This is a genomic window from Shewanella sp. DAU305 (assembly GCF_026802235.1).
Classification (GTDB): Bacteria; Pseudomonadota; Gammaproteobacteria; order Enterobacterales; family Shewanellaceae; genus Shewanella; species Shewanella baltica.
In genome coordinates this window covers 850,311-865,156 of sequence record NZ_CP113808.1, presented here as the reverse complement: position 1 = coordinate 865,156, position 14,846 = coordinate 850,311, and the positions used below count along the sequence as shown (strand labels likewise).

Sequence of the window (14,846 nt, the reverse complement as noted above, 5' to 3'; positions counted from 1 at the left end):
CACCAATCCTTCTCGTAAGTGGGTTTGTTGGAGCACAGATGATAAGCTTTGCCATTTTGGCCGCAATTGCCGTATTGCTCGTCACCCAAATAAGTTACAGCCTGCTGAAGGCAACACCTATGTTTGCGATTGTGGCCGCCGTTATCATGATGACGGTTTCCGCCCTACTCATTCAGACCCAAATGGGGATGATTGAAATGCACTTTCATATCTTCGCCACTATGGCGATTTTCTTAATTTGCCAACGTTGGGAGCCTATAGTCGCAGCGCTACTGACTGTTGCGGTACATCATGTACTGTTCACGTATATTCAAATGCAGAGTGTGGAAATCAATCAGGTTGCCATCATGCTTTTTGCGGGTCAGTGCTCTTGGGATATCACGTTTGTGCATGCTCTGTTTGCCGCCGCCGAAGCGGGAATTCTGATCTTACTCGCCTCAATGATGCGCGTCGAATCGTCGGCAAATCAGCGTATTGCGGATGCGATTGAACAGATCTCTGAGTTTAAAGATATTTCTATTCGACTCGTGCCAGCTAAAAATCATGCCGAAATGGCGTTTAATACTATGCTCGAAGAACTCACCCAAGTGTTTTCCGATTACCGTGAAATTGCTGTTGATATGGCAAAAACCACTAACCACCTAAAACAGCTGAGTGATGAAACCCAACATACTGTGCATGAGCAAAATCAGCAGGCGCAACAAATTTCCGATACAGCGCAAAATGTCATTCAGCAGATCAGCCAAGCCGCTGCCGATAGCCATGACTCAGCACAAAGTGCGCGCCATGCCGCTAACTCTAGTGATGAAGACAGAAAGAGCGCGCTTAATATTATGGAAGATATGAAGAAGCTGGAAAAAAATACCACAGAAGTGACCCAGTTCTTAACCGAGTTAACATCAGACGTCAGTGCTATCACTAAATTACTCGAAGCGATCCGGAGCATCTCGGAGCAAACGAATCTGCTCGCACTCAATGCGGCTATTGAAGCCGCACGAGCAGGAGAAAGCGGCCGTGGCTTTGCCGTGGTTGCTGATGAAGTCAGAGCCTTAGCACAACGTACAGGCCGCTCAACCGATGATATCGCCACGGTCTTAACTCACCTTAACACCAGTATGATTAAGACTGTCGACTCAATGAACTTAAGCAAACAAAGCACAGTTGAAAACCTGAAACACACCAGTGAAATCGCTAATGGTCTCGCCCAACGCTCGGAACAGATCACCCATGTTGCCGTATCGAGTGAGAGCGTGGCACACACCACCCAATCCCAGAGCCAAGTGCTCGCTCACATTGGGGAAGATATTATCGATAACGCACATGCGATCAATGAATTGGCCACTAAAGTTAAGGAACTCTCATCGGGAACGCTAGCATTGAGCCAAATCGCTACCGCCTATCAAACTAAGGCGGCAGCCTACAAAATCTGATCTTTTAGTCATAGATGCTAAACGCCAAAACACGCCCCTTAACTAGCGTGTTTTGGTTTGCCATGCATGAATAATAAATCCAGCCAACAGACCCCAAAATGCGCTGCCGATACCCAGTACACTAAAACCTGATGCCGTGACCAAGAAAGTGATCACCGCTACTTCGCGATCTTCGGTTTTAGCTAATGCGGCAGTCAGGCTATTGGCGATAGTGCCAAGCAGCGCTAATCCGGCGATGGCCAGTACTAATTCCTTCGGGAAAGCGGAAAACAGACCAACCACAGTGGCGCCGAGTAACCCAGTGATAAAGTAAAATACGCCGCCCCACACTGCCGCCCAGTAACGGGTCGCGGGATTCGGGTCAGCTTCTTTACCCATGCAAATAGCCGCTGTGATGGCGGATAAGTTAAAGGCAAAACCGCCAAAGGGCGCCAGAATTACCCCGATTAGCCCTGTGCTCGTGATCAAAGGTGAAATAGGCGGCCTGTAGCCATTACCGTGCAGCGCAGCAACGCCCGGCATATTTTGCGAGGCCATAGTGACCACAAACAGCGGTAACGCCACGCCAATTACACTCGCCAACGAAAACTCAGGCGTGGTCCACAGCGGCATCGCCAGTTGCAACTGAACTGCATCTAGCTTGAGTAAATCTAATTGAAAGCTCATGCCGATGCCCACCAGCAAGGTCAGCAAGATGATGTAGCGCGGCGCAAAAGGCTTAACGACGACAAACACCAACAGCATGATCAATATGAGGCTCAGCTGGGTTTGTATCGCCTGAAATAGCCCTAGGCCAAATTGCAGCAGGATCCCCGCCAACATGGCGGAAGCGACTGACTGCGGCATGATGCGGATAAGCTTATCCATCCAGCCCGCCACCCCGCAAAGGGTAATTAAAATCGAACTCACCAGAAACGCGCCTATGGCTTGGTTGACGCTCAATCCCGCTAGGCTGGTCACCATCAGCGCCGCGCCCGGTGTCGACCAAGCCGTTAGAATAGGATTCTTGTAGTAAAGCGATAACCCTATGCTGGTCACGCCCATGCCCACACCTAAAGCCCACAGCCATGAACTAATCTGTGCAGGTGTCGCACCCACGGCCTCCGCCGCTTGAAAGATAATCACAGCCGAGCTGCTATAACCCACCAATACCGCAATAAAACCCGCTGATATTTTTGACAAACTCCATGCATCTCGCCACATATTCACTCCCTTCCTCTGCAATTGATGTCGCCACCATGTTGTGCGCTATAACTTATCAAATGAACAAGATAGCTTTCGTGCGCTATAACGTACGAGATGGACAAGATAGCATCTGTGCGTTATAACGTACAAACTAAATTTTTATAAAAATGATGGGGCCATTGTGCAGACGATAAACAGCTATCTCGCCACCACGCTTAAAGCACTTCGCAACCAAAAGGGATGGAGTTTAGATAAAGCCGCCCAAGAGACGGGCGTCAGCAAGGCCATGATAGGACAAATCGAGCGCGGCGAATCGAGCCCAACCATTGCGACGCTGTGGAAAATTGCCAGTGGATTCAATATCTCGCTTTCGACCTTTCTCGAACCCACGCCCCAGAGCCAAGGCGCTGTATTCCGTAAGCCCGACGAATTACGCCAACAACCCGCCACCGACGGCATGCTAGTCGCCTCACTCTTTCCCTTTGAAGACCGTTTCGGTTTTGAGATGTTTGAACTCACCCTGCTGCCAAACTATGAGCGGCTTTCTGAGCCCCATGAAGCTGGCGTCACTGAACATGTCATTGTATTAAGCGGCACTATGGAAGTGTTAGTCGATGGACAGTGGCAAACGCTCAAGCAAGGTGAAGCGGTACGATTTGCGGCCGACAAACCCCATGGCTATCGAAATCTCAACGACCAAGCCGTGGTCTTCCACGACATCATTCACTATCAACGAGGCTGTGAATCAAGCTTGTAGCAGCTTATTTAACGCCAGTAATGCAGAGTTCGAGTACCAACAACGCCAAAGACCAAACCATTACTACCGATAATTTGCAACGCTTGCACTCGCCAATCCATTAGAATAAACTTATTGAAAATTTTCTAATGGTAGGAGCAATGCTATGTTTCAATCTTTACTGGCTAAGTTATCCGGCAGTCAATCGGGCGAAAAATGTTGGCAATTGATTGAGCAAGGCGCACGGGTGATTGATGTGCGTTCACCAGAGGAATTTGCCTCCGGTCATTTGCCCCAAGCCATTAATGTGCCATTGCCAACGCTCGACCAATGGTTGCATCAAGTCGACAATAAACAGCATCCCTTCGTGCTCTACTGTGGCGCGGGGATTCGAGCGCAAAAAGGCTGCGATATCCTCAAGGCCAATGGTTTTGGCTGCGTGGTGAATGGCGGTTCGCTTAAAGATTTAGTCTGCTGCCAACCGAGCTAATTTAAGCCTTGGTTGTTCGGCGCCAATCTTACCAGTCTATATATTGTGATGGTTTAGATATCTGCGAGGTGATGTATGCATAAAACGAATCATGCCAAAGCGTTACAGCTTGAAGCCGCACAGGTTAACCCTGCTGAAAAGCCGCTTGAAACTGAACGCCATACACGCTTTAGCATCAGTCGTAATCGCGACCAAGCCAGCACTAAGGTGCGTTATGTTGAGACTAGCGCCCTTGCTAAAGGCTGCAGCCTTTGCGAATAAACGGCTAAGTCTGCGACTTAAACCTAGTAGCTCAAACCTAACCACTTAAGCCAAGCGTGCTTAGCTTAAATGAACATACAAAAATGCCAGCCCATTAACGGCTGGCATTATTAATTCAGCTAAATCAGATGACTCAGCTAATCAATGGGACAATTAAGCCTTCAGCTGATCGATACTGTGTTTTGCTTCGCTCATGCCTTTGTCGTGTGCTTCAGGACCCATGTTCAGCGCTTCGGCGTAAACCACTTCAACATTAGTGATACCAATAAAGCCTAAAACCGTTTTCAAGTAAGGTACAACGTGATCCGTTGGGCCATCTTTGTGAGCGCCGCCACGGGTCGTCACTAACACAGCGCGTTTACCTTCCACTAATCCTTTTGGACCTGTTTCAGTGTAAGTAAAAGTCACACCAGCGCGGGCAATGAAATCGATCCAGTTTTTAAGTTGAGCCGGAATAGTGAAGTTATACATAGGCGCTGCGATAACAATAGTGTCGTTCGCTTTTAATTCAGCAACTAAGGTATCTGATAATGCGAGCATTTCTTGCTGACGTGCCGATAATTCTGCACCACCACGTAAACCAGAAGCGATTTCACCGTCTACCATAGGCAGCACGTCTTTACCGCCTAAATCACGTACTGTGATAGCGGCGCCTTGGGTTTCCCAGTGGCTAGCTAAGTGGTCAATTAACACGGCAGATTGTGAATAACCGCCAAGAATGCTTGATTTTAAAATTAAGACTTTAGACATAATCTGCTCCGAAAATAGGTAAATGACTCAGAGTCAGATGGAATATCTCAACTCTATGACGCTAGTGTATTCGCCCATAAAAAAGAAATAAAGTGGATAAAATTTGAGATTCACTTCGATTTTTTAGAAAGGTTATAGGTTGTTGCGACGCGCTATAAATTAACTCACTTTCGGCGCACTGACATACAGGCCTTCGAATACCGCACAAAGCTTAGCATCACAATACAATTGCACTGCTAACTTCACTTTCACTCTGCGCCCCCTTTGCAACGGACTAAGATCCACAGTTGGCCATTGCACTGTTACCACTGGATCACAAGTCACTGGGGCGAGATAACGAATATGGGCATCGGCGAGCACAATGTCACCCGCAACGCCAGCTAACCGCTGGTTCAGCCACACAGCGCCCCAGCCAGTTAAGGTCATCAAGGTATAAATGCTGCCGGCAAACATGGTCTGATGCAGATTAATATTGGGCGCTATCGGCGCAGTGACTCGAAATTCACCCTCGCTGTAATCGAGTGGCGCAATCTGCATAAACTCGCTAACAGGAATAGTACTGTGCCACGTCTGGCGTAACTGAGTGAGTAATTGAGTAAGTAATTCATCCATGTGCATTTACCTCGATACAACCCTCTTCACAGCTAACACCGAATAAGTTCAACACTCTATCCCCCAAAAAAACCACGCGATGACTAATGTAATAACTAACGTAATTGCTAACACAATAACTAACGCAATCACTCGCGCGATAAGAAGCTACACCTGCAGATTAAAAGTCACTGGGCCATCATTGACTAAGGACACTTGCATATCGGCGCCGAATTGTCCGGTTTCTGTGGTCACGCCCTTAGCGCGGCAAAATGCGACAAACTCTTCATACAGTGCCAAGGCTTGATCCGGCGTACCGGCGCCCGAAAAACTAGGTCTCAGACCGCGGCCCGTATCGGCAGCCAAGGTAAATTGCGACACCACTAACAAAGAGCCACCGACTTGCTCTAGGTTGAGATTCATCTTGCCATTCTCATCGGAAAACACGCGATAACTCATCACTTTAGTTGCCAGTTTTTCCATCTTCTCGCGGGTATCTTCCTGCTCGACGCCCAGCAGAACCAACAGGCCCTTATCGATTGCACCTATGGTTTGATTATCGACAACCACACTGGCGCGGCTCACTCTTTGAATTAACGCAATCACAACTTTTCCTTTTTAGATTAAGGCTTAACGGGAACCATTTGCTGCATGAGCGGGATAGGACGAATATATTGGTCGATACCATCGGGCAAGGATTGCGCGACTTGTGCCAAACCGCCATTGGTCCACAGCATAAAACGACGTAACTCTTCGATTTCAACACGGTCGGCAAAGGTAACAGTGCCTTGTATTTGGATCACAGCGCCTTGGTCCAGCAACACGAACTTGGCAAAATTAAGCTTTTGATTCAAAGTGCCAATCACCACAGGCAGCTCTTGGCTAGCCTGTAATTGCGGATGCACGGCATAGAAACGATTCATTAAAATACGGTCAATGCCCGCAGAATTAATACTCGGCTCAAGCAAAAACTGGTTATCGCCAAACTGCACCGCGACTTTAGTTGGCGCAACTTTGGTGGCCAAGTAGTTAGCGTTAATCAACGCTTGATACAAGCGCTCAGCGGCAGCTTCATTGGTCAATCCACCCAGTTCAACGACTTTGGGCGCGACGGGTGCACTCACGTTCTCCTGAGCCACCACTGGGTCAATCGCGCTGGTTTGCGAGGGCGCCGTGGCGGCACAGGCAGTTAATCCGAGTAAACTGGCACTGATGAGCAATGTTTTCATTGTATTTCCCTTTGATGTATCCACGACCACATAGCATGGATTTCTGCTGTGACCGCCAAAAACAACGACTCGCTATTGAGCATATGTCCGCCGTCGGCAACAGATTGAATCGTAATAGCATGCTCTAACCCAGCCAAAAAATCGCGCAATAGCGCCGCTGGGCAAATCGCATCCTGCATTCCTTGCAATAACACACTACGCGCCTTCACCCTAGGCGTCACGCGTTGCAACACACTCATGGCATTGAAGTAAGCATGCCGAGCAAAGTGCAATTCGATATCCGCTAACGCTAATACTGGGTCGGGTAACAGCCTTGGTAATACTAACCTCGCCCCCGCGAGCTTTAGCTCCCACTGAACCCAACGCCGCGCAAAATGGTGCCGCAGGTTTTCATCGGCCGATGCCAAACCTTGATGGTACGAATCCAGCAGTTCAGTCAACGATGGCGCAACAGACGCATTACCACTGAAGAGTCGATAAGCCGCAGGTTGCAATTTTGCCGCGCCGTCAGCGCCATAGAGCCAATCGATGCCTTCTTTAGACGGAATAAATAACGCCCACAGTACTTGCGCTATCACCCGTTCGGGAAATAATCCGCTGTAAATTAAGCCTAATGTGGCCCCAAAGGAGCCGCCCGCTAAACACCAGCGCTCAATACCTAACGCGAGGCGAATCGCCTCCATATCGCAGATCAAACCATTAAGATGATTATGGGCTAAATCGCCAAATGGCAAGGACTGCCCAGAACCTCGTTGATCTAACAGCAAAATCCAATATTGTTCGCCATTAAATAAGGCTAAATCACCGATCTCACAACCCGCTCCCGGACCACCGTGCAAATACAACAGCGGGATACCTTGAGGATTACCGTATTGCGCCAGATGTAATTGCTGACCATTGCCAACGCTAAACCAGTCGCGGCGGATAAAAGGGGGAAAGGATTCAGGCACTGATTCAGGCATTAAGTGTTATCGCCATTGCTTAACCGTTTAGGGGTGTCATTCCGATTTCGCCACGGCCTTGAGTGCCGTCACCTCTGCCGACGTTAATACTGACGGCGAATCACCTTGGCTGGCATCTGCTAATGGCTTGGCATTCAGGGCCGTTTCGTCATCTGAGCTCGATTCATAATCTAAATATTCTGGCATAGCCGCGGTAATCTCCGCGCCGAGCAACACTATCATCCACGATAAATACACCCAGACAAACACTATGGGGATCGTCGCGAGCGCACCGTAGATGGCTTCATAACTTGGAAACTGAGTCACGTACAAGGCAAAGCCTTTTTTACCTAGCTCAAACAAGAGCGCGGCCACAATCGCCCCCAATAATGCATGTAAAAACTTCACCTTCTGATTCGGCACCACCATGTATAACAGCAAGAATGCGGCGACCGAAAACAACATGGGCAAACGCGCGATAAAAATCGGCAACATGCCCGATAAAGCTTCAGCTTCAAACACCTTCAGTGAAATCACATAGGAGGATGCGACTAAACTCGCCCCGACCAATACCGGCCCTAACGTTAGCACCATCCAATACATAGAAAATGCGACCACCACGGAACGCTTCTCTTTAGTGCGCCAAATGTTATTGAGTGATTTGTCGATGGCGGAAATCAGCATAATGGCAACCACCACCAAGGCCGCGATCCCCACGGCTGTGCCCTTAGACGCATTGCCCACAAATTCATTGATATATACTTGCACTGTGTCGCCAGCTGCGGGTAAAAAGTTTTCGTAAACAAAGCCTTCTATCTGACCGCGTATGCCTTTAAACACCGGAAAAGCCGACAACATAGACATAGTCACGGCCACCATAGGCACGAGTGACAATAGCGTGACATAGGCCAAGTGTCCGGCGCGAATATTGATCTGATCTTCCACTAAACGCCGCCTTAAATGCAGCAGGAAGTGCCAGATCCCGAGGAATAAGACGCGAATTTGTGCCAGTTCTATCTTCTTAGTCACGGGTTTCTCTTGATTCTGTTGGTATAGACTCGTTATCTTCGTACAATAAACACTTAATTTACAAGTCTAAGGAGTGAATTGATGTCTCAACAAGGATCTGCGGGTAACGTTATTTCCGCTATTGCTAGCCTATTTTTCCCTGGGTTAGGCCAACTATTACAAGGCCGCATTATGGCCGCACTGTTATTTTTCATTATCACAGTGGTGGGTTATGCCCTGTGGTGGCTAATTGTGCCTGCGGTAATAGGTGCTATCTTTCATCTGTGGAGCATTATCGATGCGGCTCGATTTAAGGCCGATTAATTTCAATTCACTCAGTGACGGAATACCCAATGAAAAGACTGATAACTTCAGGCCTGATTGCCGCAAGCCTCCTGCTCAGTGGTTGCCAAAGTGCCTATTACGGCGCGATGGAAAAGGTCGGTTACCATAAACGCGATATTATGGTCGACAGAGTTAAAGACGCGAAAGAATCCCAAGAGGACGCCCAAAAAGAGTTCAGCTCGGCCCTCGAAGAGATGCAAGCCCTGCTCAATCACGATGGCGGCAACCTAGAAAAAGCCTATAACAAGGCTAAGGATGAATACGAATCGGCCCAAAGCGCCGCAGATAACGTCAGTAACCGCATCAAGAAAGTTGAAGATGTAGCCGAAGCGTTATTCGATGAGTGGCAAGATGAAATTGGCGAGATCAGCAAAGCCAGCCTGCGCCGTAACAGTGAAGCTAAGCTCAAAGAAACGCGCCGCGCCTACGAACAATTGATCAAAAGCATGCACCGTGCCGAATCAAAAATGCCGCCTATCCTCACCGCCATGAAAGACAACATGCTGTATCTCAAGCATAACTTGAACGCCCAAGCCATTGGTGCGATCAAAGGCGAATTTACCAGCCTGCAAACCGATATTTCTGGCCTGATTAAAGAGATGAACAAATCGATTAATGAGTCGAACAAATTTATCGAGTCACTCGAAAAATCAAAAAGCTAGCTTGAATACCTTTGACTCCTTCGAGGCGCAAGCTGTTAGTTTCAATTAAAGAAAACAGAACTAACAGCTTAGGCTAACTCATCGCCGCTTAATATGAGTCATTGTTAGTGAGTTGCTGACACTGCACATCACACTAAGTGATTGACCATTCATCAAATTATCCCGCAGGAAAAATCTACCGCGAGTTGTACACACGATCTTAGCTACAGGCCGGATTCAAATTATCCGTCTTATATCGCTAATGCTTGTTCAAGATCGGCGATTAAATCTTGAGGATCTTCAACGCCAATACTCAGTCTGATAAGGTTATCGTTCACCCCAGACGCCAGCCTGCTCGCCGCATCCATTGCCGCATGAGTAGTACTTGCAGGGTGGCAAGCTAAGCTTTCTAGATCGCCTAAACTGACCGCTTGAGTAAATAGGTTTAAATTATCTAAAAACTGCGCCGCTCGACTAAACCCGCCTTCAAGTTCAATGCTCACCATACCGCCAAAGGCATTTATCGTTTCACTCAAAACTTGATGCCCTGGGTCCTGTGAAAGCCCTGGGTAATAGACTTTTGCGACGCTCGGATGTGATGCTAAAAAAGCAGCGACTTTAGCGGCTCCCGCAAGATGAGCATCCATTCGCAACGCTAAAGTACGTAAACCGCGCTGCAGTAAATAGGCTTCCTGTGGCCCAATAGCAGCCCCAATATGCTTAAGTGCTATGGTGCGAATTGGCTGCATTAATGCTTTACGGCCCGCGACAACACCTGCGATTAAATCACCATGCCCACTTAAATATTTAGTGGCACTGTGCATCACGATATCTATGCCATGTTCAAGCGGTTTAAATAAATACGGCGTTAAAAACGTATTATCACAAATGGTGATTGCCCCAACCCGCTCAGCGGCGAGCTTTACCTTACGATAATCACTGACTTTTAAGGTCGGATTGGTAATAGGCTCAAATAAGATAATTTTTGTCTCGGGGCTTATCTCAGACAATAAGTGGTCGTCATCTTGATAACGGCGCACTGTAATGCCCGCGCGGGTCAGCGTTTGGATTAGAAATGCCGCAGTACCACCATATACAGGATCGATAAATGCGATTTCATCACCTTGACTGGCCAAGGCATAGAAAATACTGCTGATTGCCGCCATACCACTCGCAACAACGAGCGCTTCATCAGCCCCCTCTAGCTGGGCCAATTGGTGTTCAAGAGCCTGTACTGTGGGGTTCGCCATACGGCTGTAGATAAAACCCGGCTGTTCACCGGCAAAACGCGCTCGACCATCTTCGGCACTGCCATAGGCAAAAGTGCTACTTTGATAGATAGGTGTTGTGAGCGCACCCGTTGAGTTTTCAGCGGTATGATGGGTGTGAAGTAATTTGGTTTTAAACTGCATAATAGATCCTAATAACAATTAAATAGCATTGGCAAATGAGGCGTAATGCGCTTTCGCAACATCAGGATGTGAGCGTAAACGCCCTTTTAATACGTTTTGGCCAACTTGGTGAAAGAGTGGATTTAATGGATCGCTTGCAGGCCCTTGGGCTTGGCGTGCCAAATATTCAGGCAAGGGTAACAAGGGAACCGTAGCGTTCAACTGTGCCGCCATAAAAAAGGCGCAAGAGTAGCGCTCAACTCCAGCAGGTGGGCTAGTGACCCTGTGATAAGTGGCTTTTAAATACCCGTTAGAGGCTAACTCAAGTAACTCACCTATATTAACAACAAAGGCGCCTTCCAAGGGCGGTATGCTTAACCAACCTTCGTCAGTCTGAACTTCTAAACCCGATTGCTTATCTTGCAGCACTAAGGTGAGGTAGCCAGGATCTTTGTGCGCGCCCACCCCTTGACCAGAAGTCTCTCCATTCGCACTTGGATAACGGATAAGCTTCATGTGTTGATATGGGCCAGCATCAATCGTGGCATCGAATGCGGTCTCTGATTGCTCTAATGCGACAGCGAGCGCCTTCAATAGCGCAACACTGGTATCGGCTAAGTCCTGTTGCCATTCCAATAAAATCGTTTTCATCTGCGGTAATTGGGACGGCCATTGATTAGGTCCTTGTAATTGCGACCATTTTGGCACATCCGAACGCGGAGGATTAGCGATTTCCTCTTGCATTATGTCAAATTGCTCACGCAAATCCGGCTTCCCTAAGGTCAATTCACCTTGTAAACGGGTATAACCACGAAAATGAGGCGTGTTCGTCATTTTCACCGCGAGCTTATCGGCGAGAGGGAGCGCAAAGAAATCCCTAGCTAACTGAAGTACTTGCTGCTGTCTCGCGAGCTCAATGCCATGGCCAGTTAAATAGAAAAAACCTATCCTTCTAGCTGCATCGGCAAGTTTAGTAATGAAGGCGTGACGACTTTGCCCACCCGCATGCCAATCGCTTAAATTCAATATCGGTAATTGTTCCATCAATGACTCCAATTCAACGCATGATTTGAGTCGGATTCTATGCCTTTATAAGGTAATGGATAACGAATTAATAACTATTTGATATATCAAACAAGAATATTAGATCGTTTGGATATATAGACATCTAGGCTTCCATACTTCCCTTTCACTTGTCGATGAGTCGTAACGATACTCATCTCGCCTCCCTGCAATCCCTTCTTTTTTTGTGCAAGCCCAAAACACTTGGCTTTGTGAGCTATGGCGCGCTTTAGTGGATTGATAGCACCAATCTTAGACCTGTCGCACAATTTCACTTAGTACTCAAAAACTTATCATCAGTTCATCACTCAGACACTGTACTCGTTACTCATTCGCTGTATTCATCACTATGACTTTTATCGAATCACTCACCCTGATGTTGGCACTCATGTATCTCGCCTCGCTCAGCTATTGGAGCGGCCAGAAATGGGGCGCTGTCGCCACACTGTTACTCAGCGTCGCCGCCGTCGCGATTAGCCTTTACTGGCCATTGGCACTCGGACTGATTATTGCGCTGCCGTTGGCATTATTGGGGCATAAATTTGCACCTGATTCCTTCAAGGGTGAGATTAAAATCAACACCCTGCGGCAAGGCACTCAGCATGTCTTGGCGCTATCGCTTTTACTGGTTGCCGTGCAATACACAATCAATACCATACTGCTTAAGCAAGGGATTACACCTTGGCTCATGCGCCCAGATGTGGTCGATGCTTTCCTGCCAATTGCTGGCGGCATTGAGCTTAAGGCCATTGTCAGTCTGAATTTATGGGATCAAACTCATCCTGCAGCGGCAGTGATGTTAGCTGCGGTATTACTCACAGGATTACTCTGCAAGCGAGCATTTTGTGGCTGGGCTTGCCCATTAGGTTTGGCAGGGGAATATCTGTATGCCTTTAGAAAACGCTTTATTAAATCAGAACTAACACCACCCGCTTGGCTCGATTGGCCACTGCGTATGCTCAAGTATCTATTGCTACTTGGCCTCTGTTACATAGTGATTGGTATGCCAGCGCAATCGATTCCTAATTATCTCGAAGGTAATTACCATAAGATTGCCGACTTGAAGATGGCACTGTTCTTCCTAACACCGAGCCTAATTACCTTATTAGTGTTTGCGTTGATCCTTGCCTTAGCCGCATGGCGCCGTCAGGGATTCTGCCGTTACTTGTGCCCTTATGGTGCCATACTCGGGATCTTAAGTTTTGCGAGTCCCTTAAAAATCCGCCGCGATAGCCAGCACTGTCTTATCGAAGCAAAAGGGATGAAATGTGACAAGTGCACCCGCGCCTGCCCAGCAAACATCATAGTGCACACAAAAACCACGGTTCGCAGTGACGAGTGCCAAGCCTGTATGCGCTGCGTTGCCGCTTGTCCAAAATCTGCCGCCCTTGGCCTAGGACTTAAATCCGGCCACAGACTCGGCCACAAGGGATTGCTGGCATTAGTGCTAATCGCATTATTTATTCTGCCGTTGGGCGCTTACTTAGCGGGTTTCTGGCATAGCCAAACACCCGACAATATCCGCATGGAACTGATCCAAGTGATAGATAGAGTTGGGCATTAGCTAATCCCCCAAAAAGCACACTGCAGATAATGGCTTACATCACTATCTGCAGTATTTTTAATATATAAGTCATAACATTGACTACAATCAGGCAACCACTCGATTTTATCGCTGATACTATTCCTATGCGAATACCAGATAAGTGGTTTTATGTTCCATCACGGAGCTAGCCTATGCGACCCAACCGACAGCAACTGATCCGTTCGTTATTTGACGAATATATTGAGATGTATTCCTCCCGTGATGACAGGCTAACCCACCGCTTTAGTGAGAACTTTAGCGGCTATGCTGGCAGTAGTGACCAGCTTGTCACCGACAGGGAAGAATGGGTGCGGATCACTCGGCAGGACTTTGCACAAGTGCCTGAGCGGATCCATATCGAAATGTTAGATCTCTCCTTACAAGATCTTGCCGATAACCTCGTGGTTGTGACTGCCTTTTTCCATATCCACTTACCCATCCCTAATCCTATGTTTTCCCGCGAAACGGCACGGCTAGTATTGATATTTCGTTTAGAACACAAAGACTGGATGATTGCCCACAGTGGCATATCCATCCCCTACGGCTTAGCCCACAAGGGGGAGATTTACCCGATAGCGCGATTAGAAGAGCGTAATGTTGAGCTTGAATCCATGATCAAGGCACGAACCTGTGAGCTGGCAGAAGCTAATAGGCAACTCGAAATACTCAGCAATACCGATGGTTTAACCAATATCGGTAACCGCCGCCTATTTGACATGATGTTACAAACGGAGTGGAGCCGAGGACAAAGGATCAATTCCTCACTGGCCCTCATCATGCTCGATATTGACCACTTCAAACAATTTAACGATCACTATGGCCACGTCGCCGGCGATGATTGCCTTAAACAACTGGCCAGTACTTTATCCCAGTCGGGCCGCAGAGCCGGCGAACTCGTGGCTCGCTACGGTGGTGAGGAATTTGTCATTCTGTTACCCAATATCGACAAACAAACGGTACTCGACACAGCGCAGCATATTCATCAGTTGATCCAAACCATTGCCATTCCACATGCGTATACCGACCTTGGTATTGTGACCGTCAGCGCAGGAGTCGCTTATCTGCAGCCCTCTAACCAACAAAATGCTTTAGAACTCGTTCGCCAAGCCGATGCCGCCCTCTACCGCGCAAAATCAGCAGGCCGCAATTGCATACGGGTGATGAATGAGGAGGCGACATCAACTTGATATTGACTCTTTTT

17 protein-coding genes are annotated in these 14,846 nt (G+C 47.9%); 8 read left to right on the top strand and 9 right to left on the bottom strand.

All coding sequences use genetic code 11. The features are described from left to right. Positions 1–38 precede the first annotated feature (38 nt). Positions 39–1,430, top strand: coding sequence for a methyl-accepting chemotaxis protein (locus OX890_RS03830; RefSeq protein WP_259566554.1), 1,392 nt, complete (start codon positions 39–41; stop codon positions 1,428–1,430). Between the two features lie 42 nt (positions 1,431–1,472). Here OX890_RS03830 and OX890_RS03825 read toward each other — a convergent pair whose 3' ends face one another. Further along, positions 1,473–2,633: a benzoate/H(+) symporter BenE family transporter gene (locus tag OX890_RS03825; RefSeq protein WP_268650112.1), complete on the bottom strand. Its 1,161-nt coding sequence runs from the start codon at positions 2,631–2,633 to the stop codon at positions 1,473–1,475. A 163-nt stretch (positions 2,634–2,796) separates the two neighbouring features. On the opposite strand from OX890_RS03825, the gene OX890_RS03820 reads away from it, so the two are divergent. The 3 genes from OX890_RS03820 (at position 2,797) to OX890_RS03810 (ending at position 4,102) form a co-directional block, all read left to right on the top strand. After that, positions 2,797–3,372, top strand: coding sequence for a helix-turn-helix domain-containing protein (locus tag OX890_RS03820; RefSeq protein ID WP_071940458.1), 576 nt, complete (start codon positions 2,797–2,799; stop codon positions 3,370–3,372). Between the two features lie 145 nt (positions 3,373–3,517). Then, the gene (locus OX890_RS03815) at positions 3,518–3,841 is read left to right on the top strand and encodes a rhodanese-like domain-containing protein (RefSeq protein ID WP_011845563.1); all 324 of its coding nucleotides are present in this window, start codon (positions 3,518–3,520) and stop codon (positions 3,839–3,841) included. Between the two features lie 75 nt (positions 3,842–3,916). Further along, positions 3,917–4,102: a hypothetical protein gene (locus OX890_RS03810; protein ID WP_268650111.1), complete on the top strand. Its 186-nt coding sequence runs from the start codon at positions 3,917–3,919 to the stop codon at positions 4,100–4,102. Positions 4,103–4,255: 153 nt separating this feature from the next. On the opposite strand, the gene azoR is transcribed toward OX890_RS03810, so the two are convergent. The 6 genes from azoR to OX890_RS03780 all read right to left on the bottom strand — a co-directional run bounded on the left by azoR (position 4,256) and on the right by OX890_RS03780 (position 8,642). Continuing rightward, entirely contained in the window at positions 4,256–4,852 is a 597-nt protein-coding gene (gene azoR, locus OX890_RS03805; protein ID WP_006079792.1) for an FMN-dependent NADH-azoreductase, read from the bottom strand. Between the two features lie 159 nt (positions 4,853–5,011). Further along, positions 5,012–5,464 (bottom strand): thioesterase domain-containing protein, encoded by a 453-nt coding sequence (locus OX890_RS03800; RefSeq protein ID WP_006079791.1) that lies wholly within the window; start codon positions 5,462–5,464, stop codon positions 5,012–5,014. 147 nt (positions 5,465–5,611) lie between these two features. Further along, a complete protein-coding gene (dtd, locus tag OX890_RS03795; protein ID WP_006079790.1) occupies positions 5,612–6,049 on the bottom strand; it encodes a D-aminoacyl-tRNA deacylase in 438 nt (145 codons plus the stop codon). 17 nt (positions 6,050–6,066) lie between these two features. Further along, entirely contained in the window at positions 6,067–6,672 is a 606-nt protein-coding gene (locus tag OX890_RS03790) for a hypothetical protein (protein WP_012586536.1), read from the bottom strand. After that, positions 6,669–7,634, bottom strand: a complete 966-nt coding sequence (locus tag OX890_RS03785) for an alpha/beta fold hydrolase (RefSeq protein ID WP_268650110.1) — start codon at positions 7,632–7,634, stop codon at positions 6,669–6,671. The genes OX890_RS03790 and OX890_RS03785 overlap by 4 nt, the downstream gene beginning before the upstream one ends. Positions 7,635–7,670: 36 nt before the next feature. Beyond that, entirely contained in the window at positions 7,671–8,642 is a 972-nt protein-coding gene (locus OX890_RS03780) for a virulence factor BrkB family protein (RefSeq protein ID WP_011982172.1), read from the bottom strand. Between the two features lie 81 nt (positions 8,643–8,723). On the opposite strand from OX890_RS03780, the gene OX890_RS03775 reads away from it, so the two are divergent. Both OX890_RS03775 and OX890_RS03770 read left to right on the top strand, forming a co-directional pair. Beyond that, positions 8,724–8,945, top strand: coding sequence for a hypothetical protein (locus OX890_RS03775; protein WP_006079786.1), 222 nt, complete (start codon positions 8,724–8,726; stop codon positions 8,943–8,945). 29 nt (positions 8,946–8,974) lie between these two features. Then, a complete protein-coding gene (locus OX890_RS03770) occupies positions 8,975–9,628 on the top strand; it encodes a DUF2959 domain-containing protein (protein ID WP_268650108.1) in 654 nt (217 codons plus the stop codon). Positions 9,629–9,858: 230 nt separating this feature from the next. Here the strand turns inward: OX890_RS03770 and OX890_RS03765 are convergent, their stop codons facing one another. Together OX890_RS03765 and OX890_RS03760 are read right to left on the bottom strand one after the other, a co-directional pair. After that, positions 9,859–11,019, bottom strand: a complete 1,161-nt coding sequence (locus tag OX890_RS03765; RefSeq protein WP_268650107.1) for a trans-sulfuration enzyme family protein — start codon at positions 11,017–11,019, stop codon at positions 9,859–9,861. 18 nt (positions 11,020–11,037) lie between these two features. Further along, positions 11,038–12,042, bottom strand: a complete 1,005-nt coding sequence (locus tag OX890_RS03760; protein WP_268650106.1) for an isopenicillin N synthase family dioxygenase — start codon at positions 12,040–12,042, stop codon at positions 11,038–11,040. Positions 12,043–12,409: 367 nt separating this feature from the next. On the opposite strand from OX890_RS03760, the gene OX890_RS03755 reads away from it, so the two are divergent. Further along, positions 12,410–13,624 carry a 4Fe-4S binding protein gene (locus OX890_RS03755; RefSeq protein ID WP_259523200.1) on the top strand — a complete coding sequence of 405 codons (1,215 nt, stop codon included), beginning with the start codon at positions 12,410–12,412 and terminating at the stop codon, positions 13,622–13,624. A 173-nt stretch (positions 13,625–13,797) separates the two neighbouring features. Beyond that, the gene (locus tag OX890_RS03750; RefSeq protein ID WP_126490979.1) at positions 13,798–14,832 is read left to right on the top strand and encodes a GGDEF domain-containing protein; all 1,035 of its coding nucleotides are present in this window, start codon (positions 13,798–13,800) and stop codon (positions 14,830–14,832) included. The last annotated feature ends 14 nt before the right edge of the window (positions 14,833–14,846 follow it).